We start from the raw sequence: 24,432 nt of genomic DNA on the forward strand, positions 1-24,432 counted from the left end.
GCACCCACCCGCGCGCGCCTTCGCGCACACCCGCACCGCGGCCCGCGACCACACCGTACGAGCCTTCGCACGCACCTCCCGTTTCTCGCGCCCCGTATCCAGCCGAACGCGTGACACCACAGGTGAGTTCGCCCACAACAGACCTTTGCGGAGGAGCGACCGGAGGTTTTGCGCCTTACGCTCGACAAACCGCACGACCCCCGACGCCCCATTCCCGATCTTCTGGATTCTCTGGATTTCCAGCCAGCGGAGGTTTCTGTTTCATGAAGCTCACCGTCGTCGGCTGCTCGGGGTCGTTCCCGTCCGCGGAATCGGCCTGCTCGAGCTACCTCGTCGAGGCCGACGGCTTCCGGCTGCTCCTCGACATGGGCAACGGCGCCCTGGGCGAGCTGCAGCGCCACTGCGGTCTCTACGACCTCGACGCGATCTTCCTCAGCCATCTGCACGCCGACCACTGCATCGACATGTGCGCGTACTTCGTGGCGCGCTACTACCGGCACGACGGCGGCCGCTGCGACCCGATCCCGGTCTACGGACCCGAGGGCACCGAACAGCGACTGACCACCGCCTACGCCGACACCCCCACCGCCTCCTCCATGAGCGAGGTCTTCGACTTCCACACGGTCAAGCCGTCCACCTTCGAGATCGGCCCGTTCACGGTGCACACGGAACGCGTGGCCCACCCGGTGGAGGCCTACGGCATCCGGATCGAGCACGGTGGCAGGACGCTGACCTACTCGGGCGACACGGGCATCAGCACCGCCCTGGACGAACTCGCCCGCGACGCCGACCTGTTCCTGTGCGAGGCCGCCTTCACGCACGGCAAGGAGAACATCCCCGACCTGCACCTCAACGGCCGTGAGGCAGGTCAGACCGCGGCCCGCGCGGGCGTCCGGCGGCTGGTCCTCACCCACATCCCGCCGTGGACCGACCCCCAGGTCAACCTCGCCGACGCGCGCGAGGTCTACGACGGTCCGGTGGAGCTGGCGGTGCCGAGGCGGTCGTACGAGATCTAGCCGGTCCGGCCGGCCGGCCGAGCAGCAGCCCGTACGGGGTTCAGGCCCGTATGTGCGCGAAGGGCCCCGGAACCTTCCCGGTTCCGGGGCCCTTCGTCATGCCGTGCCTGCCTCTCACGCCTTGGTGAGGTCCTCGACCTCCTCCTCGGGCTCGCGGCCCGGGGTGGGGAGGTTCCACTTGGTGATGGCGAAGCGGAAGACGGAGTAGTAGATCGCCGCGAAGACCAGGCCGATCGGGATGATCAGCCATGGCTTCGTCGCCAGGTTCCAGTTGAGCGCGTAGTCGATGAAGCCCGCGGAGAAGGTGAAGCCCGCGTGGACGCCGAGGGCCCAGGTGATCGCCATCGACAGGGCGGTGAGCACCGCGTGGATCACGTAGAGCACCGGCGCGATGAACATGAACGCGAACTCGATGGGCTCGGTGACGCCGGTGACGAAGGAGGTCAGGGCGAGCGAGATCATCATGCCCATCACGGCCTTGCGGCGCTCGGGACGGGCGGCGTGCGCGATGGCGATCGCGGCGGCGGGCAGACCGAACATCATGATCGGGAAGAAGCCCGACATGAACTGACCGGCGGTCGGGTCACCGGCGAAGAAGCGGTTGAGGTCGCCGTGCACGATCTCACCGGCGGCGTCCTTGAAGTCGCCGAGCTGGAACCAGGAGACGGTGTTCACGAACTGGTGCATGCCGACCGGGATCAGCGCACGGTTGATCAGACCGAACAGACCCGCACCGAAGGCGCCGAGGCCGGTCATCCACTCGCCGAAGTCGGAGATGACCTCGCCGACCGGCTCCCAGACCAGGCCGAAGAAGACGCCCATGAGGGTGCCGACGAAGGCCATGATGATCGGGACGAGCCGGCGGCCGTTGAAGAAGCCGAGCCAGTCGACCAGCTTGGTACGGTGGAAGCGCTGCCACAGCACGGCGGACAGCAGACCCATGACGATGCCGCCGAGGACACCGGGGTTGTTGTAGGTCGCGGCTATGTCCGCACCGGCCTGGACCTTCGCCTCGGTGACCGGGAACGCCTTCAGCACGTTGCTGTAGACCAGGAAGCCGACCAGGGCGGCCAGCGCGGTCGAGCCGTCCGACTTCTTGGCGAAGCCGATCGCGACACCGATGCAGAACAGCATCGGCAGGTTGTCGAAGATCGCGCCACCGGCGGTGGCGAACACGGCCGCGACCTTGTCCCAGCCGAGCCCGTCCTTGCCGAACACGTCGGGCTGGCCGAAGCGGAGCAGCAGACCAGCGGCCGGGAGCACGGCGATCGGGAGCTGAAGGCTGCGGCCGACCTTCTGCAGGCCCTGGAAAAGACCGGATCCCCACTTCTTCGCGGGGGCCGCCGTTGGCGAGGTGGCGGTGCTCATAGACTTCCTCCATCGGGTGGTGGTCTACACCACTCAGTGGTGTAGACCTGTTGTAGCACGATGAAGGGGAGATAAGGAACCCGCGATTCCCGTGGGATCTTTCGAGGATTTGTCAGACCTTCGTGACGTCCTCCACGTCCTCCTCGGGCTCCCTGCCCGGCGTCCTGAGATCGAACTTCGTGATCGCGAAACGGAAGATCACGTAATAGAGGACGGCGAAGCCCAGGCCGATCGGAATGATCGCCCAGGGTCTCGTGGCCAGGTTCCAGTTGATGATGTAGTCGATCAGCCCGGCCGAGAAGCTGAAGCCGTCGTGGACGCCCAGTCCCCAGGTCACCGCCATCGACACACCCGTCAGCAGCGCGTGCACGGCATACAGCAGCGGGGCGATGAACAGGAACGAGTACTCGATCGGTTCCGTGATGCCGGTGACGAACGACGTCAGCGCCACCGACAGCATCAGACCGCCGACCTCCTTGCGGCGGCCCGGCTTGGCGCAGTGCGTGATGGCGAGGGCCGCCGCCGGCAGCGCGAACATCATGATCGGGAAGAAGCCCGAGGTGAACTGGCCGGCGTCCGGGTCGCCCGCCAGGAACATGTTGATGTCGCCGTGCACCACCGTGCCGTCCGGCTTGGTGTAGCTGCCGAACTGGAACCAGATGGGCACGTTGAGGAACTGGTGCAGCCCCACCACCAGCAGCGCCCGGTTGGCGACGCCGAACACGCCCGCGCCCCAGGCGCCCAGGTCGCTCATCCAGTCGCTGAAGCTCTCCAGCGCGTCACCGATCGGCGGCCAGACCCACAGGCACAGCGCCGCGAAGGCGATCGCCACGAACGCCATGATGATGGGGACGAGCCGCCGGCCGTTGAAGAAGCCGAGCCAGTCCACCAGCTTCGTACGGTGATGGCGCGCCCAGAAGAACGCGGCCAGCAGGCCCATGACGATGCCGCCGAAGACGCCCGGGTTCTGGTAGGTGAAGGCGGTGACCGTCCCGTCTTCCACCTGGCAGCCGACGTTCGGGACCGCCCGCGAGCCCTCGGGGCAGTCCTCCGGGAACTGGCGCAGCACCGTGTAGTAGACGAGGAACCCCGCGACCGCCGCCAGCGCGGTCGAGCCGTCCGACTTCTTCGCCATGCCGATGGCCACACCCACGCAGAACAGCAGCGGCAGCCCCAGCGAGCTGTCCAGCAGCGCGCCGCCCGCGCCCGCCATCACCTTCGAGACATCGGTCCAGCCCAGCCCGTCGTCCCCGAACACGTCCGGCTGGCCGAGCCGGTTGAGGATGCCCGCGGCCGGCAGCACGGCGATGGGAAGCTGAAGGCTGCGACCCATCTTCTGCAGCCCTTGGAACGCGGTGTTCCAGCGGGCGCGAGCGGGGCTCACCTCGCCGTCGGCACTCATGGGTTGGCGACCGCCTGTCGGGTGGTGTAGACCAGTTACGGACGATTGGGTTGCTGTGACGTCATCCTTCGGTACGCACGACACAATCGCTCGCGAAGTTGGGCCACCTGTGCGTGAGGAGACCGAAATGGCCAGCAAGGCAGAGAAGATCGTCGCCGGGCTCGGCGGCATCGACAACATCGAGGAGATCGAGGGCTGCATCACCCGGCTCCGCACCGAGGTCAGTGACGCCTCGCTGGTCGACGAGGCCGCCCTGAAGGCCGCAGGCGCCCACGGCGTCGTGAAGATGGGCACCGCCGTCCAGGTCGTCATCGGCACCGACGCCGACCCGATCGCGGCGGAGATCGAAGACATGATGTGAGCCTCGCGCTCACCGAAGGGGTCTCTTCCCACCGCGGGAGGGGCCCCTTCCGCATGGGGGGCTAGGCTCACGGCATGGCAGCCACCTCCTCACTCTCTCGAATCGACGGCCGCACTCCCGAGCAGCTCCGCCCGGTCACCATCGAACGCGCCTGGAGCAAGCACGCGGAGGGCTCCGTCCTCGTCTCCTTCGGCGACACGAAGGTCCTGTGCACCGCCTCCTTCACCGAAGGCGTCCCGCGCTGGCGCAAGGGCAGCGGCGAGGGCTGGGTCACCGCGGAGTACGCCATGCTGCCCCGCGCCACCAACACCCGCGGCGACCGCGAATCCGTCCGGGGCAAGATCGGCGGCCGTACGCACGAGATCAGCCGCCTCATCGGCCGCTCCCTGCGCGCGGTCATCGACTACAAGGCGCTCGGCGAGAACACCGTCGTCCTCGACTGCGACGTCCTCCAGGCCGACGGCGGCACCCGCACGGCGGCGATCACCGGCGCGTATGTGGCGTTGGCCGACGCCGTCGCCTGGGCCCAGGGCAAGAAGCTGATCAAGGCCGGCCGCAAGCCGATCACCGGCACCGTCAGCGCCGTCTCGGTCGGCATCGTCGGCGGTGTGCCGCTGCTCGACCTCTGCTACGAGGAGGACGTCAAGGCCGACACCGACATGAACGTCGTCTGCACCGGCGACGGCCGCTTCGTCGAGGTCCAGGGCACCGCCGAGGCCGAGCCGTTCGCCCGCGAGGAGCTCAACGCCCTGCTGGACCTCGCGGTTTCGGGCTGCGGGGAGCTGGCGGAACTCCAGCGCAAGGCACTTGATACCGTCCTCGAAAAGTAAAGGACGCACCAAGAAGAGCCGCGCCTTCGGGCAACCGCGCCGCCTTTCCTCGCGTCACTAGGGGTACGGGCGTATGGCTTGATCGCTGTACGCCCGGCCAGTGACCGCACGGGGGCCTGCGAGGCCTGAGCAGGGAGGGAACGTCACCCATGGCCACGAGCCGACGCCGCCGGAGCCGTATCGCCATAGCCGCCGCAGCCATCGCCGCCGTCGGGCTGACGGCCGGGCTGACCACCGGCTGCGACGCCGTCGACAAGGCGCTGGACTGCGTCCAGACCGCCGACGCCATCGCCGACAGCGTCACCGAACTCCAGCAGGCCGTGGAGAACGCGTCGAACGACCCGACCCAGCTCGAGGAGTCCCTGACCTCCATCGACAAGAACCTCGACAAGATCGGCGACAAGACGGACGACGCCGACGTCAACAAGGCGGTGGACGACCTCCAGAAGGCCGTCACCAACGTCCGGGAGTCCGTCGAGAACGGCGACTCGACCCCGGACGTCAGCCCGGTCACGGACGCGGCCGGCGAGTTGACGAAGGTCTGCACGTCGTAACCGGGCGTCCGGCGGGCCCTGGATACTGAAGGGCATGACCCGCCTCATCCTCGCCACCCGCAACGCCGGAAAGATCACCGAGCTCAGGACGATCCTCGCCGACGCAGGTCTGCCCCACGACCTCGTCGGCGCGGACGCCTACCCGGACATCCCCGACGTCAAGGAGACCGGCGTCACCTTCGCCGAGAACGCGCTGCTCAAGGCACACGCCCTGGCCCGGGCGACCGGCCTGCCCGCCGTCGCCGACGACTCCGGCCTGTGCGTCGACGTCCTGAACGGCGCCCCCGGCATCTTCTCGGCCCGCTGGGCCGGCCGGCACGGCGACGACAAGGCCAACCTGGAGCTGCTGCTGGCCCAGCTCGCCGACATCGACGACGCCCACCGCGGCGCCCACTTCGCCTGCGCGGCGGCGCTCGCCCTGCCGGACGGCACGGAGCGGGTGGTCGAGGGTCAGCTCAAGGGCACCCTGCGGCACGCCGCCGTCGGCACGAACGGATTCGGGTACGACCCGATCCTCCAGCCGGAGGGCGAGAGCCGCACCTGCGCCGAGCTGAGCCCCGAGGAGAAGAACGCGATCAGCCATCGGGGGAAGGCGTTCAGGGCGTTGGTGCCGGTGGTTCGGGAGTTGTTGGGCTGACGCTGAAGGGCGCCGCACCTCATTGGTGCGGCGCCCTTCGCAGGGTGGGCCCGGTGGGACTCGAACCCACGACACACCGCACCTAAAACGGCGCCCTCTTGACCAGCTGGGGTACGGGCCCGCAGCGCCGCCTACTCTACCGGCCCTTGGGGAGCCGGTGTGCGGCGAGATCGATTCGCGTAGGTGTCCGTCTGGCTGTGGCAGGAAGGGCACAGATACCGGAGGTTTTCGCGGCGGTTGTCCAGCCGGTCACCGTTGAGGTGATCGATCTCCAGGACCAGGCGTTTGCCCTGCCAGATGTCGCCGATTCCGCACTCGGCACAGACGTGCGGGACACCGAGATCTTCGAGAGCGCGTCGTAGCAGGGCAGTCTTAGTACGGTTCGAGCCCGGGGCCTCTCGTCGCAGGATCTGATCGGGGGTCTTTCGGTGCCGCGATGCGGAGCCGCGATAGTGGCCTTGCCCGGTGAAGTGATCAGTGGCGATGCCGTGTGCTTCCAGAGTGCGCTTCACTCGTGCGCGGGCGCTGCCATTGTTGTCGCGATAGCCGAGGATCTTGAGTACGCCGGAAACGCTGGTGGCTCGAGCGGCCGCCGATGCGAGAACGTCCCGGGGAAGGTCTTCGAGACTGCGTCCGCGACCACGGGTGAAGTGCGACGTGTCGATGCCGAATTGATCCAGTCGCTTCCTGACGAGCCCGTAGGGGCTGTCCTCGGGTGGATAGCCCAGGTACTCGAACATTTCGCGGATGCTGTGCGACCGGGCTGCCGCCTCTTCCAGCAGATCGCGTGCATAGGACCGCTTCTCTCGGGGCGGAAGTGGCTCTTCGATGAAGTGCGAGGTATTGATCCCATAGTGCTCCAGCCTGTGGAGCAGGTAGCGCCGAGGACGGCTGCCCATCGGCGTGCCCAGCCTGCGCATCAGATCCACAAGGCTGTTTGAGGCGGCCGCGGTCCTCATCAGTACGTCCCTGGGGTACTTGGGAGTTCTCATGCGCCACTCGGCCTCCGGCGGCCCCGGTAAGTGTCGGTCGTGGCATGACAGTTGGGACATAGCAACCGCAGATTCTCCGGGCGGTTGTCCCACCAGGCACCGCTGATGTGGTCGACTTCGAGGCGAAGAGGTTTGCTGTTCCACTCCGGCCCGGTGCCGCACATCGCGCAGACTTCACGGACTCCGGAACGCAGAAGCTCTCGGAGCAGTCGCTCACCAGGGACCCTTCCGTCCTCGGGGCTACGCAAAGTGAGCGGGCCGCCGAGTGATCCCTTCGGACGACTCTTGCGTGTAGGGGCGAAGTGGGAGGTGTCGATTCCGAGCGCGACGATGCGGCGACTGATATGGGTCTGATTACCCCCGACCTGGCTGATCCCGAGGTGGCGCACGACGTCCCTCATGCTGGTCGACACCGCTACGGCCGCGCGTAGGTGCTCTTCCGTGTGCCGGACCTGATTCGTAGCGAAGTGCGAGATGTCTATGCCGGCCTCGGTCATCTTCTGGCGCAGGTAGCGCCTGCTCCCGGGGGTCGGTCTGCCGCCGCACCACCGAACGGCCTCGTCGATGTGCCTCGTCTCGCGGGCTGCTTCCTCCAGCAGTTCGCGGGTGTACCTGACGGCCATGGCCTCTCCGTTCTCGGTCACACGTTCATGACCCGTACGGAGCAACGAACCGTCTGTCGGACGGTCACGGCACGGCTGATATGGTCTGGATCACCAGGTAAGCCTTCCGGGCTCGGGCAACCGAACACCCCGGGAGGCTTTTTTCATGACCATTCACAGTTCGGCGCATGTGCGCCCAGCCACTCCCGACGACCGTCCCACCGTCGAACGCCTCTGGCTTCTGTTCCGGCACGACATGTCGGAGTTCGACGGGCAACTGCCCAACCCCGACGGCACCTTCCGCACCGAGCGGCTGGAGGCCGCCTTCTCCGACGCCGCCGACTGGGCGCCGTATCTCTTCGAGAGCGGCGGCCGCCCCGCCGGGTTCGCCTTCGTGCGCGCCCTCGGCGCACCCGTGCACGTGCTGAACAGCTTCTTCGTGGTGCGCGGGGCCCGGCGGGCGGGCGTCGGCCTGCGGGCCGTACGACAGGTCGTGGCGCGGCATCCGGGGCCCTGGGAAATCGCCTTTCAGGACGCCAACGCGGGCGCGGTCCGCTTCTGGCGCAGGGTCGCCGAAGAACTCGCGCCGGGTGCCTGGAGCGAGGAGCGCAGGCCGGTGCCGGGGCGGGCCGACCTGCCTCCCGACGTCTGGATCTCGTTCAGATACCCAGGTCCTTGATGATCTTGGCCACATGGCCGGTCGCCCGCACGTTGTACAGCGCCCGCTCGACCTTGCCCTCCTCGTCCACGACCACCGTGGAGCGGATGACACCCAGATAGGTCTTGCCGTAGTTCTTCTTCTCGCCGTAGGCCCCGTAGGACTCGGTGACGGACTTCTCCGGGTCGGCGAGCAGGGTGACCTTCAGGGACTCCTTGTCGCGGAACTTGGCGAGCTTCTCCGGCTTGTCCGGGGAGATGCCGATGACGTCGTAGCCGGCGCCGGCCAGCAGCTCCAGGTTGTCCGTGAAGTCACAGGCCTGCTTGGTGCAGCCGGGCGTCAGGGCGGCCGGGTAGAAGTAGACGATGACCTTGCGGCCCTTGTGGTCCGACAGGGACACTTCGTTGCCGTCGGCGTCGGGCAGGGTGAAGGCGGGGGCCACGTCCCCCGGCTGGAGTCGCTCGCTCATCGAACCAGCGTAACCGGGGAGCCTGACAGTGCGGTCCGGCGTGGAGCTGACAGACTGTCCGGAAACAGCATCAGCTTCACTTCGGAGGCCGTACGGTGGCGGACACGTCGGACACCAGAACCCCGGCGCAGATCGAGGCGGACATCAAGGCCCGCCGCGCAGCGTTGGCCGAGACCCTCGACGAGATCGGGGTGCGGGTGCACCCCAGGACGATCGTCGGCGACGCGAAGGCCAAGGTCGTCTCGAACATCGACCACACCCTCGGACGGGCCTACGTCGAGGTCAACCGGGTGGTGAGCGATGTGAAGGCCAAGTTCACCGACGACGAGGGCGCGCCCCGGCTGGAGCGGATCGTGCCCGTCGCGCTCGTCGCCGTGGGCGTCGTGGGGCTGCTGACATTCGGCTCCCGGCGCCGCAGGCGCTGAGCGGCGGCGGACCCGGCGAGGTACGCGGGCGGCAAAGGCAGGTAGGTTCAAGGCGTGAGCGCCAACAGAAACGAGCACAGCACCCAGCACGACAAGCTGCCCATCCGGATGCTGCACGACCGTGTACTCGTGCGGCAGGACACCAGCGAGGGCGAGCGGCGTTCCGGTGGCGGCATCCTGATCCCCGCCACCGCGGCCGTCGGCCGCCGGCTGGCCTGGGCCGAGGTCGTCGCGGTGGGGCAGAACGTACGGACCGTGGAGCCCGGCGACCGGGTCCTGTACGACCCGGAGGACCGTGCCGAGGTCGAGGTGCGCGGCGTCCCGTACGTGCTCATGCGGGAGCGTGATCTGCACGCCGTGGCCGCCGACCGGTTCGAGGGGTCGGAGGACTCGACCGGGCTCTACCTGTAATTCTGCGGTTCGAGGGGCCGGTGACCATCGTCACCGGCCCCTTTCGCGGTTTCCTTGCTAGCTTTGAAGGACCCGACGAGACGCGCCGTACCGGGTGAACGCAAAGACGACGCACCGCCAGGTTTTCCGTCTTCGCGAAGGGTGCTCGTCATGGCCTGGGTCCTGCTCGTCGTCGCCGGTCTGCTCGAGGTCGGCTGGTCCATCGGCCTGAAGTACACCGACGGCTTCACCCGCCCCGTCCCCAGCCTGCTCACCGGCGCCGGCATCGTCGCCAGCATGCTGCTGCTGTCGTACGCCGCGCGGTCCCTGCCCATCGGCACCGCCTACGGCGTGTGGGTGGGCATCGGGGCGGCGGGTGCGGCGGTGGTCGGCATGGTGGCGCTGGGGGAGCCGGCGACCGCCGCGCGGATCTTCTTCGTCTGTCTGCTGCTGGTCGCCGTGGTGGGCCTCAAGGCGACCGGCGGTCACTGATCGGGCCGCGCACAGTGCCCGTCGTCTCTCCGCCGCCGATGTCCGTACCGCCGGTGGAGGTGTCGCCTGCCGTGCTGCCGCCGGTGTCCGTCCCGCCGGTACTGGTCTCGCCCGTGGTGCCGCCGTCGGTCGTGCCGCCGTCGGAGGTGCCGCCGGTGGAGGTGTCACCGGTCGTACCGCCGTCGCTCGTGCCGCCGTCCGTGGGCTCACCCGTGGTGCCGCCGTCCGTCTCGCCCGGCGTCTCGCCCCCGGTCTGGCCCTCGGTGTCCTGGCCGCCGGTCGTGGTGTCCCCGGTGCTGCCGCCGTCGTCCTGGTCGCCGCTGTCCTCGTCGCCCTCGGTCGGATCCGTCGTCGGGTACTGGGGCACCTCGGAGCCCTCCTGGAGCTCCAGGTCGAAGTCGGTGGCCGGCTTCCCCTTCAGGGCCTCCTGCGTGTACTGGGCCCAGATCTCCGTGGGCGCGCCGCCGCCGTTGATCCGGTCGAGGCCCATCACGCCGTACAGCGACTCGTGCTTGGCCGTGACCGGGTCCTGGCCCATGACGGCGACCACGGTGGCGAGGTCGGGGGTGTACCCGGCGAACCAGGCGGCGGTGTCCTCCTCCGCCGTACCGGTCTTGCCCGCCGCGGGCCGGCCGGCGGCCTGGGCGGCGGTGGCGGTGCCGTTGTCGACGACGCTCTGCAGGACGGAGGTCGTGGTGTCGGCGGCCTCGCGGCTGATGACCTGCGAGGTCTTGCGCTCGGGCAGCTCGACGACGTCGGCGCCGTCCTTGGTGATCTTCTCGATCATGGTGTACGTGCCGTGCTTGCCGTGGTTGGCGAGGGTCGCGTAGGCCTCGGCCATGTCCAGGACGCTGGCGGTGGCCACGCCGAGCGCGATGGACGGGGACGGGTACAGCTCCGGGGTGGCGGCGGGCAGGCCGAGGTCGACCGCGGTGTCCTTCACCTTCTGCGGGCCCACGTCGACGGCCATCTGCGCGTACACCGAGTTGACGGACTTGTCGGTGGCCTCGCGCACCGAGATGTCGCCGTAGGAGACGTCGTCCTCGTTCGCCGGGTCGTAAGCGCCGGTCCAGCCCTGGACCGGGCGCTTGTTGGTGCCGTCGTAGATCGTGTTCGGGGTGATCTGACGGCCGTCCTGGGTGGTCGAGCCGTTCTCCACGGCCGAGGTGAACACGAACGGCTTGAAGGTGGAGCCGACCTGGAAGTCCCGCCGGGTGGCGTTGGGGGTGTACTGCTTGACGTAGTCGATGCCGTTGTACATCGCGACGACCTTGCCGGTCTTCGGGTCGACGGAGGCGCCGCCCGCGCGGACGTTGTTGTCGACCTTGTTGTTCTTCTTGTCCAGCTTGGACATCAGCTTGTCGTTGACGGCGTCGACGAAGGCGTTCTGCTTGTCCTTCTGCAGGGTGGTGGTGATGCGGTAGCCGCCGGCCTCCAGCTCCTCCTCGCTGGCGATCTTCTGCTGGATCAGATAGTCCTTCACGATCCGCACGATGTAGCCGCGCTGCCCGGACAGGTTGGTGGCGGCCGTGGCCTCCTTCGGCATCGGGAACTTCATGCCGGCCCGCTTCGACTCGCTGAGCCAGCCCTTGGTGACCATGCCGTCCAGGACGTAGTTCCAGCGGGCGACGGCCGCGGACTTGTTCTCCGGGTGGGCGACGACGTCGTACTCGCTGGGCGCGTTGACCAGCGCGGCCAGATAGGCGGCGCGGGCCGGGTCGAGGTCCTTGGCGTCCATGCCGTAGTAGGCCTGGGCGGCGGCCTGGATGCCGTAGGCGTTGCGGCCGAAGAAGCTGGTGTTGAGGTAGCCCTCGAGGATCTCGGCCTTGCTCTTCTCGCGGTCCAGCTTGATCGAGATGAAGAACTCCTTCACCTTGCGGGTGACGGTCTGCTCCTGGCGCAGGTAGTAGTTCTTCACGTACTGCTGGGTGATCGTGGAGCCGGACTGCTTGCCCTTGCCCGTCGCCGTGTTCCAGGCGGCCCGCAGCATCGCCTTGGGGTCGACGGCGGACTCGGTGTAGAAGTCGCGGTCCTCGGCGGCCAGGATCGCGTGCTGGGCGTCCTTGGACATCTGCGCGAGGGTGACGTTCTCCCGGTTGACCTCGCCGTCGCGGGCGATCACGGAGCCGTCCGCGTACATGTAGACGTTGGCCTGCTTGGTGGCGAGCCCGTTGGCCGGCGGGATCTTGACCAGGGAGTAGCCGAGGAAGAACAGGCCGACGAGCAGCAGCACGCCGACGACGAAGGTGCCGAGCACCATGCGCCAGGTCGGGATGATCCGCCGCCAGCCCGTCCGTCTGGGCCGCTCGGGCTTCCCGGTCGGCTGCTGTCGCGGCTGCGGCTCGTCGCTCATGTCGTGCACGGACTCCTGTTTCGCGTCGTACGTTCCCGTACGCCCTCGTACGCCTGCTGCGCCCCCATTGAAGACTCTCGCATCGCGCGTTCCGTTCCCGGAAACCGGCGCGTGTCCCGGAAAGTGAGCGGACTCTCGCGCCGGACGCCGGCGGAAATTGGCTGGCAGCCCCTGTCGTGCGCGCACTAGGCTCCTGCGCTTCGGTGCCGGCGCGGGCGAGGAGGGCTGTGGATGTGGGCTCGGGGCGGTTGTACCTGGCCGTCGCGGCAGGCGGCTTCCGAAGGTACGCGACCTACCGGATGGCCACCGCCGCCGGAGTGTTCACCAACACCGTCTTCGGCGTGATCCTCGTCTACACCTATCTCGCCCTGTGGGACGAGAGACCCCATCTCGGCGGGTACGACCAGTCACAGGCCGTCACCTATGTGTGGCTGGGGCAGTGCCTCTACGCGACGCTCGCCATCCAGGGCGGCGGCGCCGAGAAGGACCTGATGGAGCGCATCCGCACCGGCGAGATCGCCGTCGACCTGTACCGGCCGGTCGACCTCCAACTCTGGTGGCTGGCGGGGGACATGGGCCGGGCGCTGTTCCAGATGCTGGGCCGGGGCGTGATCCCGTTCCTGTTCGGCGCGCTGTTCTTCCCGATGGCCCTGCCCACCGGGGTCACCCCCTGGGCGGGCTTCGTGGTCGCGCTGCTGCTGGCGGCGGTCGTCAGCTTCGCGATCCGCTATCTGGCGGCCCTGAGCGTGTTCTGGCTGATGGACGGCATGGGCGTCAACCAGGCCCTGATGATCACCGGGATCTTCTTCTCCGGCATGGTGCTGCCCCTGAACGCCTTTCCCGGCCCGTTCGGCGAGATCGTGCGGGCGCTGCCCTGGGCGGCGCAGCTCCAGATGCCGGCGGACGTGCTGATGGGGGAGACCTCGCCGCTTACGGCGTTCGCCTTCCAGGCCGCGTGGGCGGTGGCGCTGCTGGCGGCGGCGCGGATGGCGCAGTCGGCGGCGACGCGGCGGGTGGTGGTGCAGGGTGGCTGAGCGCGGCGCCCTGCGCGAAGGGCTGCGGGCGTACCGGCTGATCGCCGGCATGTGGGTGCGCTCCAGCATGACCTACCGCACCTCCTTCGCCGTCACGGTGCTCGGCAACCTGATGGTGACCGGCCTGGACTTCGTGGCGATCCTGCTGATGTTCTCCCAGGTCGACACCCTCGGCGGCTGGTCGCTGCCCGAGATCGCCCTGCTGTACGGCCTGTCGGCGACGTCCTTCGGGATCGCCGACCTGGTGCTGGGCTCGATGGACGTCCTGGGCGGCCGTATGCGCGACGGATCCTTCGACATCCTGCTGGTGCGGCCCGCGCCGGTGCTCGCACAGGTCGGCGCGGACCACTTCGCGCTGCGCCGGCTGGGCCGGATCACCCAGGGCGCGCTGGTGCTGGGCTGGGCGCTGCTGTCGGCGGACGTCGACTGGACCGGCGCGAAGGTGCTGCTGGTGCCGGTGATGCTGGTCAGCGGCGCGGCGATCTTCTCGGCGCTGTTCGTGGCGGGCGCGGCCTTCCAGATCCTCGCGCAGGACGCCGCCGAGGTGCAGAACGCGTTCACCTACGGCGGGACGACGCTGCTGCAGTACCCGCCGACCGTGTTCGGCAAGGACCTGGTGCGCGGCGTCACCTTCATGCTGCCGCTCGCCTTCGTCAACTGGGTGCCCGCCGCCCATGTGCTGGGGCGGCCGTACCCCATCGGCCTGCCCGACTGGACGGCGTTCGCCTCACCGCTGGTGGCGGCGGCGTGCTGTGCCCTGGCCGGTCTGGCGTGGCGGGCCGGGCTGCGGTCGTATCGGAGTACGGGGAGTTAGGGCAGGCGATGGAGGACATGGACGAGGCGTTCATCGAGCTCGACGCCGTCGAGAAGGTCTTCGACGTGCGCAGGAAGACCGGTTTCCTCAAGCGCGAGCGGCGGCGGGTACGGGCCGTCGACTCGATCTCCTTCCGCGTGGCGCGCGGCGAGATGGTGGGCTACATCGGGCCGAACGGCGCCGGCAAGTCGACGACGATCAAGATGCTGACCGGCATCCTGACCCCGAGCGGCGGCCGCCTGCGCGTGGCCGGCATCGACCCGTCCCGCGAGCGCACTCGGCTCGCGCACCGGATCGGCGTGGTGTTCGGGCAGCGTACGACGCTGTGGTGGGACCTGCCGCTGATCGACTCGTACAAGCTGACGCACCGCATGTACCGCATCCCGGACGCCCGTTACCGCGAGAACCTGGACCGGCTGGTCGAACTCCTCGAACTCGGCGCCCTGCTGGACGTCCCCGTACGGCAGCTCTCCCTCGGCCAGCGGATGCGCGGCGACATCGCGGCGGCGCTGCTGCACGATCCCGAGGTGCTGTACCTGGACGAGCCGACGATCGGCCTCGACGTCATCTCGAAGGCGAAGGTGCGGGACTTCCTGCGGGAGTTGAACACCGAGCGCGGCACGACGGTGCTGCTGACGACGCACGACCTCCAGGACATCGAGCAGTTGTGCTCGCGGGTGATGGTCATCGACCACGGGCGGCTGATGTACGACGGCCCGCTCGCCGGGCTGCACGAGGTGGGGGAGAGCGAGCGGACCCTGGTGGTCGACCTGGAGCGCGAGCTGCCGCCGATCGACGCGCCGCCCGCGCGCGTGGTGAAGGTGGAGGGGCCGCGCCAGTGGCTGGCGTTTCCGGCGGCCGAGTCGGCGGCGGTGCTGGTGGCGCGGATCGCGGCGGAGTATCCGCTGGTGGATCTGTCGGTGCGGGAGCCCGACATCGAGGCCGTGATCGCGAAAATGCTGCATTCATTGGGGGACACCCCCAAACCCCCGCCGGAACAGGCCGAGCGGGCGATCTCGTAGCCCCCGGGCGGGGTTGCTCGTAGGCTGGCTGCATGAGCGACGATGCCCCGGAGCTGCGTGCGTCCGACGCCGATCGTGAACGAGTCGCCGAGGTCCTGCGGGACGCCCTCACGGAGGGGCGTCTCGACATGGAGGAGTTCGAGGAACGCCTCGACGCGACGTACAAGGCTCGGACATACGGTGATCTGGCGCCCATCACCCGGGACCTGCCCGTCGGCGCGGTGGCCGTGCCGAAGGTCGACATGGTCAAGAAGGACGAGGCCCCGGACGGGAGTTGGGATCGGCGGATCGTCGCCGGCGAGGGGTCCTCGACGTGGGGTGTCGCCGTGATGTCGGGGTTCCAGCGCAAGGGGCGGTGGACCGCGCCGAGGCGGTTCAACTGCTTCGCCTTCTGGGGTGGCGGCGAGATCGATCTGCGGGAGGCGAACTTCGCGGACCGGGAGATCGAGATCAACTGCGTCGCGATCATGGGCGGGGTGCAGGTGATCGTGCCGCCCGGGGTCGAGGTCGTGGTGCGCGGGATCGGGATCATGGGGGGCTTCGACCACCGTGAGGAAGGGGTGCCCGGGGATCCCGGGGCGCCCCGGGTGATCGTGACCGGGTTCGCCTTCTGGGGCGGCGTCGGGGTCGAGCGGAAGCTGACGCGGGCGCGGAAGCAGGAGCTCCGGGAGGAGCGGCGCCGGGAGAGGCTGGAGCGCAGGGCGGAGCGGCGGGAGCTGCGGGCGTCGACCCGGGACGAGCAGTACCAGGCGCATCTGGGGATGCTCGAGGAGCACCGGGACCAGTGGCGCCATGTGCATGATGAGCGGGGGAACCGGTGGGAGAAGAAGCGGGAGCGGGACGAGGACTGAGCCGCCCCGCGTGACCCGCCGCGGCTACAGCTCCGCCGGGGCCGACCCCTTCAGGTCGTCCAGGTCGAAGGACCGCGCCATCGCTTCGTAGCCCTTGTCGCTCGGGTGGAGATGGTCGCCCGAGTCGTAGACGGGGCGGAACTTGCGGGGGTTGTACGGGTCCCTCAGGGCCTTGTCGAAGTCGGCGACCGCGTCGAAGACCCGGCCCGCGCGGATCTCGGCGTTGATCTGCTGCCGCACGTTCTCGCGGGCGTCGGTGTAGCCGCGGTGGCCCTGGAAGGGCATCAGGGTGGCGCCGATGACCTTGATGCCGCGGGCGTGGGCCTGGCGGACCAGGGCGCGCAGACCGTCGAGGATGCGGTCGGGGTCGGCGAGGTTCGGGTTGCGCAGGATGTCGTTGACGCCGAGGTCGATCACGACGACCTTGACGTTCGTACGGGACAGGGCGTCGCGGTGGAAGCGCCCGATGCCCGCCTGGTTGTCCGCGGGGCGCCCGGAGCCGCTGGCCAGGATCTGGTTGCCGCTGATGCCCTGGTTGACGACGCTGTAGCGCGGCACGTTCGCACCGGACGCGACCGCCGCGCGCAGCCGGCGCGACAGGAAGTCCGTCCAGCGGTGGTTGGCGTTCCGGGTGGAGGAGATGCCGTCGGTCAGGGAGTCGCCGAAGACCACGACGGTGCCCTCGGACTCGTGGCTGAGGACGTCCAGCGCGGTCAGATAGCGCCAGGCGTCCACCTGCCCGGTGTACGCCACCCCGGTCGCGTCCTCGGTGAGGTCGCCCTGGGCGACGTAGCTGGTCTGGCGGGCGTGCGGATGGTAGGTGACCGGGCCGGACGCGGTCGGGGAGTAGGTGGTGACCAGGAGGTCGGCGTCCGCCGGGACGGTCAGGTGCACGGCGTCGCTGAGCACCTGCCCGCCGGGCGGGATGACCACCGTGGCGTTTCCGCCGAAGGTCAGCCGGCGCATCGTCTCCGCGACGGCGGCCGCGGTGCCGGGGCCGGCGGAGAGGGCGACCGACGCGTGGGTGATCGTGAGCCGCGCCTGGCCGTAGAGGTTGGACAGCGTGATCCGGGCACTCGTACCGCCGACGCTGGTGTGCACGACGTTGCGCACCGAGTGGCCCGCCAGGCCCTTCACCTCGGTGCCGGGCTCGGCGCCGACCGGGGAGGCGGACCAGGCGCCGACCCAGATGCCGGTGGAGGCGGGTGCGGCGGGGCCTCGACCGGTCCCCTCGCGGCTCTGGCCGCTCGCGCTGGTGATGCTTCCGTCGTCGGAGGCGACTCCGACGTATATGGCGGTGGAAACCGCCACGATCACTGCGATGATCGCGGAAAGCAGGGCGCTGTGCCTTGTGGGGGAGACCCCCACGCCCCCCGCGTGACGCCTGGTCATGCGGTGCGTATCTCCTCGGGCGGATGGGAGCCCGAGGCTCCGATGTGATCACCTCATGATGCGTCATGAGGCGGCGGGGGGCCACGCAGACCCCCCATTGGGCCGCCGGAGTTCATCCGGAGTTCGTCATCGAACTCCCCCCGACTGACAGACGCCGGGAACTCTTGATTCGTTCCAGGAGTAGGTCAGGAAGGGACAATGTGTGCGGGGGATCCTGGACGGGTGGAGCGGAATGGAACGTACGAATCCGGATGAAACGGGAACACATGGCGTAGAGCAGCATGCCCGCCGGGATGTCGCCGATAACCGGGGCGTCCCCGCATCGGCCGTACGTGCGATGACGACCTTCACCGCCGCCGACGAGGAGAAGCGGCGCGGCGTACGGCGGATGAAGCTCACGGCGACCGGGCTGCTGCTGTTCGTGGCGCTGGTGTACGTCCTCGCCAAGGTGGCGTCGAACGAGGGCGCCGGCACCTGGGCGAACTACGTCGCCGCGGCCGCCGAGGCCGGCATGGTCGGCGCGCTCGCCGACTGGTTCGCGGTCACGGCCTTGTTCCGGCACCCGCTGGGCATCCCCATCCCGCACACCGCGATCATCCCCAACAAGAAGGACCAGCTCGGCGTCTCGCTGGGTGAGTTCGTCGGCGAGAACTTCCTCTCCGAGGACGTCGTACGCCAGCGCCTGCGCGCCGTCGGCATCGGCAGCCGCCTCGGCGCCTGGCTGGCCGAGCCCGAGCACGCCGACCGGGTGACGGCGGAGCTGTCGGCGGCGCTCAGAGGCGCCCTGACGGTGATGCGCGACTCGGACGTCCAGGCGGTCGTGGGGGAGGCGATCACCCGGCGCGCCGACGCCCAGGAGATCGCGCCCGGCATAGGGAAGATGCTGGACAAGATCGTCGCGGACGGCGGCCACAAGCGGGCCGTCGACCTGATCGTCGCGCGGGCCCAGCACTGGCTGATCCTGCACGACGACGAGATCATGGACGCCGTCCAGGGCGGCGCCCCCGGCTGGACCCCGAGATTCGTCGACCGGCGGGTCGGCGAGCGCGTCTACAAGGAACTGCTGCGGTTCGTCACCGAGATGCGCGACATGCCCTCCCATCCGGCCCGCGCCGCCCTCGACCGCTTCCTCACCGACTTCGCCGCCGATCTGCAGTCCGACACCGACACCCGCGCGCGCGTCGAGCGGCTCAAGGGCGAGGTGCTGGGCCGCGGCGAGGTGCAGGACCTCATCGCGTCCGCCTGGAGCGCCGTACGGTCGATGATCGTCTCGGCGGCCGAGGACGAGCGCAGCGAGCTGCGCCTGCGGGTGCGGGCCTCGCTGCTGTCGCTGGGCTCGCGCATGGCGGTCGAGCCACGGCTGCAGGCCAAGGTCGACAGCTGGGTGGAGGGCGCGGCGGTGTACGTCGTCACCACCTACCGCAAGGAGATCACGTCCCTGATCACGGACACCGTGGCGAGCTGGGACGCCGAGCACACGACGCGGAAGATCGAGGCGCACATCGGACGCGACCTGCAGTTCATCCGGATCAACGGCACCGTGGTGGGCTCGCTCGCCGGGCTGCTGATCTACACGGTGTCACGGGGACTGGGGGCGTGAGGGACGAGTCACGGGGACGGGGGGAGTGAGGGACCGGTCCCGGCTCTTCCCCCGTGGAGAGCCCGGACCGGAGACCAGTGCCTCTGCCTGTGGCCCCTTTCCTGTGCCCCTTACTGCGACTGGCGGCGGACCCGGTCGCGGCGGCGCAGCAGGAGCAGGCCGCCGGCGAGGGCGGTGACACCGGTGGCGGCGGTCCAGCCGAGGATGTCGTTCGAGCCGGTGGCGGCGAGGTCACCGCCGGCGGCGGAGACGGACGCGGCGGGGGACGCGCCGCCCCCCGTCTGCGGCCGGACGTCCGACCCGGCACCAACACCGGTGCCGGCCGCGGCCGACGCCGACGCCTCCGGGCTCGGCGAACCGCCCGTGCCCCCGGCCCCCGTGGCCTTGTCCCGCGTGAACGCCAGCGTGCCGAAGCCCAGTTGGTCGTAGCCGCCGCTGTTCGGGCCGTAGTCCCCGCCGCCGCCCTCGGGGGCGGACTTCGCGGCGATCCGGGTGAGGTACGACGCCGACTGGCCCCGGCGCTTGGTGTAGTGGTTGGCGATCATCGCCCAGATGGGCCGCGTCATGTTCGGGTCCACGGGAGCGGCCTCGGTCACCGTCTCCGACCCCGACCAGCCGTTGATCGCGCCCTTGCGGCGGGTGTTCGCGGTGAACTCCACCTCCCCGCCCAGGGCCCACTTGGCCACGTACTGGGCGCCCTTGAGGAAGCGGCTGTCGTCGTAGCCGTACAGGTCCATGCCCTGGTTCCAGGCCATCTCGCAGAAGGTGCCCATCAGGCCGACGCCCAGCAGCGCGTGCCCCTGGTCGCGGCCGGCCTCCAGCCACTCGCCGAGGCCGTCGTCGTGCAGGACGGGAATGGCGTTCCTGACTGATCCGAGCCCTTCGCCGTGCTTGAAGTACTCGACGGCGCGGGCGACCTGCGCCTTGTCGTCGCAGAAGATGCCGGTGGCCAGCACGCAGCACATGGCGGCCAGGTCCCAGTTGGTCCAGTAGTTGGAGACGACGGCGCCGTTGTGCTCCTTCAGGAAGCTGTCGCTGGGCGGTGCGAAGACCGTGGTCAGCATCTCCTGGAAGCGGTCGAGCGCGAAGTCGGGGTGGTCGCGCACGAGTTCGGCGGCGTTGGCGATCTGGTAGCCGTACAGACCGGCGGCCAGGAAGCGGTCGGCGCTGCCCTGCAGGCCGGTCAGCTTGGCCGACCAGGCGTTGAGGATCGCGACGGCGGTGTCGCCGTGCGCGCTGTCTCCGCTGACGTGATGGCGGAGGCCGTTCTGGTAGGCGGAGTGGACGTCGTTGTAGAGGGTCCGGTAGTTCTGCGGCGAGCCCGCTCCCCGGTACACGATCTCCTGCGGGTTGGCCGTCCAGCCGCTCTGCGAGTGCCGGTTGGCGGTCAGCTTGGCGAACCCGGCCGTGTAGGGGGCGGCGCCGGCCTTCACCTTGGCGGCCATGCGGTCGAGGTCGGCGCGGGTGTGCAGCAGGCCGGGGTGGGCGTAGCCGCCGGCCGCCACGGCGGGGGCGGGCGTCACGGCCGCACCGATACCGACGGCTCCGGCGGTCGCACCCGCGGCCTTGAGCATGCTCCGGCGGCTGATCTGTCGTGTCACGTGGCTCATTCCTCGCGTGCCTGTGGCTGGGGACGGCGAGGAGACGGAGCGAGACTGCGGGGGATAACAGAAACTCCGGACACCACTGAGGGAGCCGTACCGATGACCATTCGCAGGATCGTCCCCAACGTCCAAGTCGGGTCGGAGGAAGCGAAGACGACGAACCGTGACTTCTACGGCCTCCTCGGCTTCGAGGAGGCCATGGACATGGGTTGGGTGACGACCATGACGTCCCCCGCCAACCCCACCGCCCAGATCAGCTTCTTCACCGAGGAACGCACCGCCCCCGTCGTCCCCGACCTGAGCGTGGAGGTCGAGGACGTCGACGCCGTGTACGCACAGGTGGTGGCGTCGGGCGCGGAGGTCGTACGGGAGATCCGGGACGAGGAGTGGGGCGTACGGCGGTTCTTCGTACGGGATCCGGGCGGGCGGGTGGTGAATGTGCTGAGCCATCGGGGCTAGGTGCTTCGATCAGGCGTGAGCCCCCGCCGGTCCCCCCGGCCGGTCCCGGTCCGGCCGTCGCCGGGGCCGCCCCGTCACAGCACCTCGGCCAGCCGGTCCACCTGGTCCGGGTCGAGGCCGTAGCAGTAGAGCATGACCTCGTCGGCGCCCAGGTCGGCGTAGGCGGTGAGCGCGGTGCGGATCTCGGCGGGGGTGGTGAGCAGGCCGGCGACCATGCGGTCGGGCATGCCCGTGAAGGCGTAGTACGCGCGCATCCGGGCCCGCGCGTCGTCGAGCACGTGCCGCGGGCCGAGCGCGACGTTCACCTGGGCCACGAGTCGGGGCTCGCCGTCGCGGCCGTGTTCCTTCCAGAACCCGCGGACGGTGTCGAACAGGCCGCCCGCCCACGAGGGCGCCGCCGCCGCGAGGAAGCCGTCGCCCCAGCGGGCGACGCGTTCGAGGGCGGCGGGTTTGAAGCCGCCGAAGAGGATCTCCGGGCCGCCGATGCGGGCCGGCACCGGGCCGATGGGCCCGACGCCGTCGCCATAGGGCTCGCCGTGCCACAGGCGGCACATCGTCGCCATCTGCCGGTCCAGGCGCCGGCCCCGGGTGCGCGGGTCGACGCCCGCGACCCGGTGGTCGTCGTCCCGGCCGCCGATGCCGAGGCCGAGGACGAGACGCCCCCCGCTCATCAGGTCCAGCGTGGCGGCCTGCTTGGCCAGCAGGGCGGTGTCCCGCAGCGGGGCGAGCAGCACCTCGGTCTGGACACGGACGCGCGTGGTGGCACCCGCGAGGACGGCGAGGGCCACCAGTGGCTCGGGGTTGTCGTAGACGAGCCGGTCGAGCAGACCGAGGCTGCTGAAGGGACCGGCGTCGGCGCGCCGGGCCCAGGTGAGCAGGGTGGCCGGGTCGCCGATGGGCAGGCCGATACCGACGTTCATGAACGGGAACCTCCGAAATGAGGGGTCGACAAAGTCAGCTGCCGCCCCCTCCTGCACCTCAGCGAGGTGGGACGCTCCCGCTCTGCGGCGTGTTTCCGGGGGAACGTCTCGTCGAAGTCGACTCACCGTAGAACGCGGCGATTTCGCGGGACAAACGAATTACCCGGGTCATGTGTGGCCGGTGACGCCCGACTCCGGACCACCCCGCCGGGCGGTTCGGCCGGGTTTCCGAAGCCGGAGGTTCGCCCTAGCGTGGAGGGTGGTCGCCATACGCCATACGCCGTACGCCATACGGCAGACGTGCCCGGCCGTGCCCGGCCGTGCCCGGCCGCGCCCGGCCGTGTCAGTCACAGGGGGCAGTGATGCTCAAGGTCAGCATCGTGGTGCCCGTCCACAACGCGGGCCGCTACCTCGACCTGTGCGCACCCTCGCTCCTGGACCAGAGCATCGGACGCGCCGCGTACGAGATCATCTACGTCGACGACGGCTCCACCGACGACTCCCCCCGGCGCCTGGACGTCCTCGCCGCCCGGCACCCGCACGTCCGCGTCGTCCACCAGGAGAACTCCGGCTGGCCCGGCAAGCCCCGCAACGTCGGCGTCCGACTGGCCCGCGGCGAGTACGTCCAGTTCGTCGACCAGGACGACGAACTCACCCCCGAGGCGCTGGAACGCCTCCACCGCCTCGCCGTCCGCAACGACTCCGACATCGTGCTGGGCAAGGTCACCGGCACCATGCAGGGCCCGAGCAGCCTCTTCAAACGGACGGTGGAGCGCTGCACCGCCGCCGACGCGCCCCTCTTCGAGAGCCTCACCCCGCACAAGATGTTCCGCCGCCGCTTCCTGCTCGACCACGGCATCGAGTTCCCCGAGGGGCGGGTGCGGCTGGAGGACCAGGTCTTCATGGCCAGGGCGTACGTCCGCGCCAAGACCGTCTCCATCCTCGGCGACCACCCCTGCTACATCTGGAACCGCCGCGACGACGGAGGCAACACCAGCGCCCGCTCGGCGCCGCCCGAGGTCTACTACGGCCATCTGCGTACGGTCGTGGAGGCCATCAAGGAGGGCACGGACCCCGGCCCCCACCAGGACCACCTCCTGCGCCGCTCCTACCGCGTGGAACTTCTGCGCCCGGTCAGCGAGCCCCGGGTCCTGCAGCGCACCGGCAAGCATCTGGAGCGGTACTTCACCGTCGTACGCCGCATGGCCCTGGACTGCTATCCGCCGGGCGTGCGCGCCGGCCTCCCGGCGATCAGCGCGCTCAGGGCGGCCCTGCTGGAGGAGGGCCGCCTGGACTCCCTCGTCGAACTGGCCCGCCGCACCCAGCACATCAGACCCCACCTGACGATCGACGACATCCGCTGGAGCGAGGACGGGCCGGCCGGGGCGAAGCTCCTCGTCTCGACGACGATCACCCTGCTCCGCCCGGACGGCGAACCCCTCACCCTCCGGGAGCGGAACGGCCGACTGTTCCTCGACCCCGCCCTCCTCGCCGGCATCGAGGGAGCCGAACACTGGGAGGTCCCGGACCCGCTCGCGCACGCCCGCGGCGAGCTGCTGGTCCACGACACGGCACGGGGCGAGTGGTGGTTCCCGGACGCCGAGCTCACCCCGCGCCTGGAACCCCTCACCACCGCCGGCCAGCATCGCGTCGCCGTGTCCGGAGTGACGGCCGTGGACCCCCGGACCCTTGCCGGAGGCGGCCCCCTGCTCCCCGGCACGCACCTCGTCTGGGCCTCCGCCCAACTCCTGGGCGTGGGCCGCCGCATCCGAGTCACCGCCACCGAACACCGCCCCCACCTGCCCACCATCCGTCTGGGCACCCCACCCCGGCTGCTCATCCCCACCTGGTCCGCCCGCGAAGACCAACTCCGCCTGGCAGTAGGCCCCTTGGGTCACACCAGCACGGCCCACCAAGCCTTCCTCCGCGCAACCAACTCCCCCCACCTCCGCCGCACGACCCGCACCCTCATCTCCCGCCTCCCCCCATCCCTGCGCCACGGCGTACGCGCCCTCGCAAGGCGGGCGGATCCCTGGAGGCCGAGACCCGGGCCGGGGTCGGCGTCAGCGTCGGGGTCGGGGTCGGGGTCGGGAAGGACTCCTGAGGGAGGGTGACGAAGACGCCACGCGTTGCGTGCCGGGCGGCGACGGAAACGCCCTGGCGGGCGCGGTGTTGAGGGGCCAGGAC

The 24,432-nt window shown here is 69.8% G+C and carries 25 protein-coding genes, 1 tRNA gene and 1 riboswitch; of the genes, 16 read left to right on the top strand and 10 right to left on the bottom strand.

Features of this window, described 5'->3' with window-relative positions:
* The first annotated feature begins 263 nt into the window (after window positions 1-263).
* The gene (locus IM697_RS06550; RefSeq protein WP_194045573.1) at window positions 264-1,016 is read left to right on the top strand and encodes an MBL fold metallo-hydrolase; all 753 of its coding nucleotides are present in this window, start codon (window positions 264-266) and stop codon (window positions 1,014-1,016) included.
* A 114-nt stretch (window positions 1,017-1,130) separates the two neighbouring features.
* On the opposite strand, the gene IM697_RS06555 is transcribed toward IM697_RS06550, so the two are convergent.
* Both IM697_RS06555 and IM697_RS06560 read right to left on the bottom strand, forming a co-directional pair.
* Complete coding sequence (locus IM697_RS06555) at window positions 1,131-2,384, bottom strand: PTS transporter subunit EIIC (RefSeq protein ID WP_194045574.1); 1,254 nt, start codon at window positions 2,382-2,384, stop codon at window positions 1,131-1,133.
* Between the two features lie 112 nt (window positions 2,385-2,496).
* Complete coding sequence (locus IM697_RS06560) at window positions 2,497-3,786, bottom strand: PTS transporter subunit EIIC (protein WP_194045575.1); 1,290 nt, start codon at window positions 3,784-3,786, stop codon at window positions 2,497-2,499.
* Between the two features lie 127 nt (window positions 3,787-3,913).
* Between IM697_RS06560 and IM697_RS06565 the strand changes: the two genes are divergently transcribed.
* The 4 genes from IM697_RS06565 (at window position 3,914) to rdgB (ending at window position 6,168) form a co-directional block, all read left to right on the top strand.
* On the top strand, window positions 3,914-4,147 hold the full coding sequence (locus IM697_RS06565) for a PTS sugar transporter subunit IIB (protein ID WP_194045576.1): 234 nt from the start codon (window positions 3,914-3,916) through the stop codon (window positions 4,145-4,147).
* A gap of 74 nt (window positions 4,148-4,221) precedes the next feature.
* On the top strand, window positions 4,222-4,977 hold the full coding sequence (rph, locus tag IM697_RS06570) for a ribonuclease PH (RefSeq protein WP_194045577.1): 756 nt from the start codon (window positions 4,222-4,224) through the stop codon (window positions 4,975-4,977).
* A 149-nt stretch (window positions 4,978-5,126) separates the two neighbouring features.
* Window positions 5,127-5,531: a hypothetical protein gene (locus IM697_RS06575; RefSeq protein WP_194045578.1), complete on the top strand. Its 405-nt coding sequence runs from the start codon at window positions 5,127-5,129 to the stop codon at window positions 5,529-5,531.
* Window positions 5,532-5,565: 34 nt separating this feature from the next.
* Window positions 5,566-6,168 (top strand): RdgB/HAM1 family non-canonical purine NTP pyrophosphatase, encoded by a 603-nt coding sequence (gene rdgB / locus IM697_RS06580; protein WP_194045579.1) that lies wholly within the window; start codon window positions 5,566-5,568, stop codon window positions 6,166-6,168.
* Between the two features lie 45 nt (window positions 6,169-6,213).
* Here rdgB and IM697_RS06585 read toward each other — a convergent pair.
* The 3 genes from IM697_RS06585 to IM697_RS44485 all read right to left on the bottom strand — a co-directional run bounded on the left by IM697_RS06585 (window position 6,214) and on the right by IM697_RS44485 (window position 7,783).
* Window positions 6,214-6,289: transfer RNA gene (locus IM697_RS06585), tRNA-Leu, on the bottom strand.
* Between the two features lie 10 nt (window positions 6,290-6,299).
* Window positions 6,300-7,127, bottom strand: a complete 828-nt coding sequence (locus IM697_RS06590) for an HNH endonuclease (RefSeq protein ID WP_228044529.1) — start codon at window positions 7,125-7,127, stop codon at window positions 6,300-6,302.
* A 29-nt stretch (window positions 7,128-7,156) separates the two neighbouring features.
* Entirely contained in the window at window positions 7,157-7,783 is a 627-nt protein-coding gene (locus tag IM697_RS44485) for an HNH endonuclease signature motif containing protein (RefSeq protein WP_228044886.1), read from the bottom strand.
* A 145-nt stretch (window positions 7,784-7,928) separates the two neighbouring features.
* On the opposite strand from IM697_RS44485, the gene IM697_RS06595 reads away from it, so the two are divergent.
* Complete coding sequence (locus tag IM697_RS06595) at window positions 7,929-8,441, top strand: GNAT family N-acetyltransferase (protein ID WP_194045583.1); 513 nt, start codon at window positions 7,929-7,931, stop codon at window positions 8,439-8,441.
* On the opposite strand, the gene bcp is transcribed toward IM697_RS06595, so the two are convergent.
* Window positions 8,422-8,889 carry a thioredoxin-dependent thiol peroxidase gene (gene bcp / locus IM697_RS06600; RefSeq protein WP_194045585.1) on the bottom strand — a complete coding sequence of 156 codons (468 nt, stop codon included), beginning with the start codon at window positions 8,887-8,889 and terminating at the stop codon, window positions 8,422-8,424. The two genes, IM697_RS06595 and bcp, sit on opposite strands and share 20 nt — an antisense overlap.
* Before the next feature lie 95 nt (window positions 8,890-8,984).
* On the opposite strand from bcp, the gene IM697_RS06605 reads away from it, so the two are divergent.
* From IM697_RS06605 to IM697_RS06615, 3 genes are all read left to right on the top strand, one after another.
* Complete coding sequence (locus tag IM697_RS06605; RefSeq protein WP_194045587.1) at window positions 8,985-9,314, top strand: DUF3618 domain-containing protein; 330 nt, start codon at window positions 8,985-8,987, stop codon at window positions 9,312-9,314.
* Between the two features lie 54 nt (window positions 9,315-9,368).
* On the top strand, window positions 9,369-9,725 hold the full coding sequence (locus tag IM697_RS06610; RefSeq protein ID WP_194045588.1) for a GroES family chaperonin: 357 nt from the start codon (window positions 9,369-9,371) through the stop codon (window positions 9,723-9,725).
* A 47-nt stretch (window positions 9,726-9,772) separates the two neighbouring features.
* Window positions 9,773-9,841, top strand: a riboswitch (guanidine-III (ykkC-III) riboswitch).
* Between the two features lie 34 nt (window positions 9,842-9,875).
* Window positions 9,876-10,196 carry a DMT family transporter gene (locus IM697_RS06615; RefSeq protein WP_194045590.1) on the top strand — a complete coding sequence of 107 codons (321 nt, stop codon included), beginning with the start codon at window positions 9,876-9,878 and terminating at the stop codon, window positions 10,194-10,196.
* On the opposite strand, the gene IM697_RS06620 is transcribed toward IM697_RS06615, so the two are convergent.
* Window positions 10,174-12,549 carry a transglycosylase domain-containing protein gene (locus tag IM697_RS06620; RefSeq protein ID WP_194045592.1) on the bottom strand — a complete coding sequence of 792 codons (2,376 nt, stop codon included), beginning with the start codon at window positions 12,547-12,549 and terminating at the stop codon, window positions 10,174-10,176. The genes IM697_RS06615 and IM697_RS06620 overlap by 23 nt on opposite strands.
* A gap of 233 nt (window positions 12,550-12,782) precedes the next feature.
* On the opposite strand from IM697_RS06620, the gene IM697_RS06625 reads away from it, so the two are divergent.
* Genes IM697_RS06625 through IM697_RS06640 form a run of 4 tightly spaced genes read left to right on the top strand, consistent with a single transcriptional unit; the run spans window position 12,783 to window position 16,270 of the window.
* Window positions 12,783-13,583, top strand: coding sequence for an ABC transporter permease (locus IM697_RS06625; protein WP_228044888.1), 801 nt, complete (start codon window positions 12,783-12,785; stop codon window positions 13,581-13,583).
* Window positions 13,576-14,397, top strand: a complete 822-nt coding sequence (locus IM697_RS06630; RefSeq protein ID WP_194045594.1) for an ABC transporter permease — start codon at window positions 13,576-13,578, stop codon at window positions 14,395-14,397. The genes IM697_RS06625 and IM697_RS06630 overlap by 8 nt, the downstream gene beginning before the upstream one ends.
* A gap of 8 nt (window positions 14,398-14,405) precedes the next feature.
* On the top strand, window positions 14,406-15,419 hold the full coding sequence (locus tag IM697_RS06635) for an ABC transporter ATP-binding protein (protein ID WP_407699609.1): 1,014 nt from the start codon (window positions 14,406-14,408) through the stop codon (window positions 15,417-15,419).
* Between the two features lie 32 nt (window positions 15,420-15,451).
* Complete coding sequence (locus IM697_RS06640; protein WP_194045596.1) at window positions 15,452-16,270, top strand: DUF1707 SHOCT-like domain-containing protein; 819 nt, start codon at window positions 15,452-15,454, stop codon at window positions 16,268-16,270.
* A gap of 24 nt (window positions 16,271-16,294) precedes the next feature.
* Here IM697_RS06640 and IM697_RS06645 read toward each other — a convergent pair whose 3' ends face one another.
* Entirely contained in the window at window positions 16,295-17,662 is a 1,368-nt protein-coding gene (locus tag IM697_RS06645) for an SGNH/GDSL hydrolase family protein (protein WP_194045598.1), read from the bottom strand.
* Between the two features lie 232 nt (window positions 17,663-17,894).
* On the opposite strand from IM697_RS06645, the gene IM697_RS06650 reads away from it, so the two are divergent.
* Complete coding sequence (locus IM697_RS06650; protein ID WP_194045600.1) at window positions 17,895-19,262, top strand: DUF445 domain-containing protein; 1,368 nt, start codon at window positions 17,895-17,897, stop codon at window positions 19,260-19,262.
* A gap of 110 nt (window positions 19,263-19,372) precedes the next feature.
* Here the strand turns inward: IM697_RS06650 and IM697_RS06655 are convergent, their stop codons facing one another.
* Window positions 19,373-20,836 (bottom strand): alginate lyase family protein, encoded by a 1,464-nt coding sequence (locus IM697_RS06655; RefSeq protein WP_194049616.1) that lies wholly within the window; start codon window positions 20,834-20,836, stop codon window positions 19,373-19,375.
* 129 nt (window positions 20,837-20,965) lie between these two features.
* Here IM697_RS06655 and IM697_RS06660 point away from each other — a divergent pair, with 129 nt between their 5' ends.
* The gene (locus tag IM697_RS06660; RefSeq protein ID WP_194045602.1) at window positions 20,966-21,325 is read left to right on the top strand and encodes a VOC family protein; all 360 of its coding nucleotides are present in this window, start codon (window positions 20,966-20,968) and stop codon (window positions 21,323-21,325) included.
* Window positions 21,326-21,399: 74 nt separating this feature from the next.
* Here IM697_RS06660 and IM697_RS06665 read toward each other — a convergent pair whose 3' ends face one another.
* Window positions 21,400-22,245 carry an LLM class flavin-dependent oxidoreductase gene (locus tag IM697_RS06665; RefSeq protein ID WP_194045604.1) on the bottom strand — a complete coding sequence of 282 codons (846 nt, stop codon included), beginning with the start codon at window positions 22,243-22,245 and terminating at the stop codon, window positions 21,400-21,402.
* Between the two features lie 362 nt (window positions 22,246-22,607).
* Between IM697_RS06665 and IM697_RS06670 the strand changes: the two genes are divergently transcribed.
* A complete protein-coding gene (locus IM697_RS06670; RefSeq protein ID WP_194045606.1) occupies window positions 22,608-24,359 on the top strand; it encodes a glycosyltransferase in 1,752 nt (583 codons plus the stop codon).
* Window positions 24,360-24,432: the final 73 nt, after the last annotated feature.

It is taken from the genome of Streptomyces ferrugineus, assembly GCF_015160855.1.
GTDB lineage: Bacteria > Actinomycetota > Actinomycetes > Streptomycetales > Streptomycetaceae > Streptomyces > Streptomyces ferrugineus.

Bases quoted from the DNA above. Each gene is read 5' to 3' on its own strand.
- IM697_RS06560 (WP_194045575.1), bottom strand. From the start codon at position 3,786: ATGAGTGCCGACGGCGAGGTGAGCCCCGCTCGCGCCCGCTGGAACACC.
- IM697_RS06655 (WP_194049616.1), bottom strand. From the start codon at position 20,836: ATGCTCAAGGCCGCGGGTGCGACCGCCGGAGCCGTCGGTATCGGTGCG.
- IM697_RS06575 (WP_194045578.1), top strand. From the start codon at position 5,127: ATGGCCACGAGCCGACGCCGCCGGAGCCGTATCGCCATAGCCGCCGCA.
- IM697_RS06660 (WP_194045602.1), top strand. From the start codon at position 20,966: ATGACCATTCGCAGGATCGTCCCCAACGTCCAAGTCGGGTCGGAGGAA.
- IM697_RS06590 (WP_228044529.1), bottom strand. From the start codon at position 7,127: ATGAGGACCGCGGCCGCCTCAAACAGCCTTGTGGATCTGATGCGCAGG.
- IM697_RS06670 (WP_194045606.1), top strand. From the start codon at position 22,608: ATGCTCAAGGTCAGCATCGTGGTGCCCGTCCACAACGCGGGCCGCTAC.
- IM697_RS06645 (WP_194045598.1), bottom strand. From the start codon at position 17,662: ATGACCAGGCGTCACGCGGGGGGCGTGGGGGTCTCCCCCACAAGGCAC.
- IM697_RS06635 (WP_407699609.1), top strand. From the start codon at position 14,406: ATGGAGGACATGGACGAGGCGTTCATCGAGCTCGACGCCGTCGAGAAG.
- IM697_RS06665 (WP_194045604.1), bottom strand. From the start codon at position 22,245: ATGAACGTCGGTATCGGCCTGCCCATCGGCGACCCGGCCACCCTGCTC.
- IM697_RS06640 (WP_194045596.1), top strand. From the start codon at position 15,452: ATGAGCGACGATGCCCCGGAGCTGCGTGCGTCCGACGCCGATCGTGAA.
- rph (WP_194045577.1), top strand. From the start codon at position 4,222: ATGGCAGCCACCTCCTCACTCTCTCGAATCGACGGCCGCACTCCCGAG.
- IM697_RS44485 (WP_228044886.1), bottom strand. From the start codon at position 7,783: ATGGCCGTCAGGTACACCCGCGAACTGCTGGAGGAAGCAGCCCGCGAG.
- IM697_RS06615 (WP_194045590.1), top strand. From the start codon at position 9,876: ATGGCCTGGGTCCTGCTCGTCGTCGCCGGTCTGCTCGAGGTCGGCTGG.
- bcp (WP_194045585.1), bottom strand. From the start codon at position 8,889: ATGAGCGAGCGACTCCAGCCGGGGGACGTGGCCCCCGCCTTCACCCTG.
- IM697_RS06555 (WP_194045574.1), bottom strand. From the start codon at position 2,384: ATGAGCACCGCCACCTCGCCAACGGCGGCCCCCGCGAAGAAGTGGGGA.
- IM697_RS06550 (WP_194045573.1), top strand. From the start codon at position 264: ATGAAGCTCACCGTCGTCGGCTGCTCGGGGTCGTTCCCGTCCGCGGAA.
- IM697_RS06565 (WP_194045576.1), top strand. From the start codon at position 3,914: ATGGCCAGCAAGGCAGAGAAGATCGTCGCCGGGCTCGGCGGCATCGAC.
- IM697_RS06620 (WP_194045592.1), bottom strand. From the start codon at position 12,549: ATGAGCGACGAGCCGCAGCCGCGACAGCAGCCGACCGGGAAGCCCGAG.
- IM697_RS06650 (WP_194045600.1), top strand. From the start codon at position 17,895: ATGGAACGTACGAATCCGGATGAAACGGGAACACATGGCGTAGAGCAG.
- IM697_RS06595 (WP_194045583.1), top strand. From the start codon at position 7,929: ATGACCATTCACAGTTCGGCGCATGTGCGCCCAGCCACTCCCGACGAC.
- rdgB (WP_194045579.1), top strand. From the start codon at position 5,566: ATGACCCGCCTCATCCTCGCCACCCGCAACGCCGGAAAGATCACCGAG.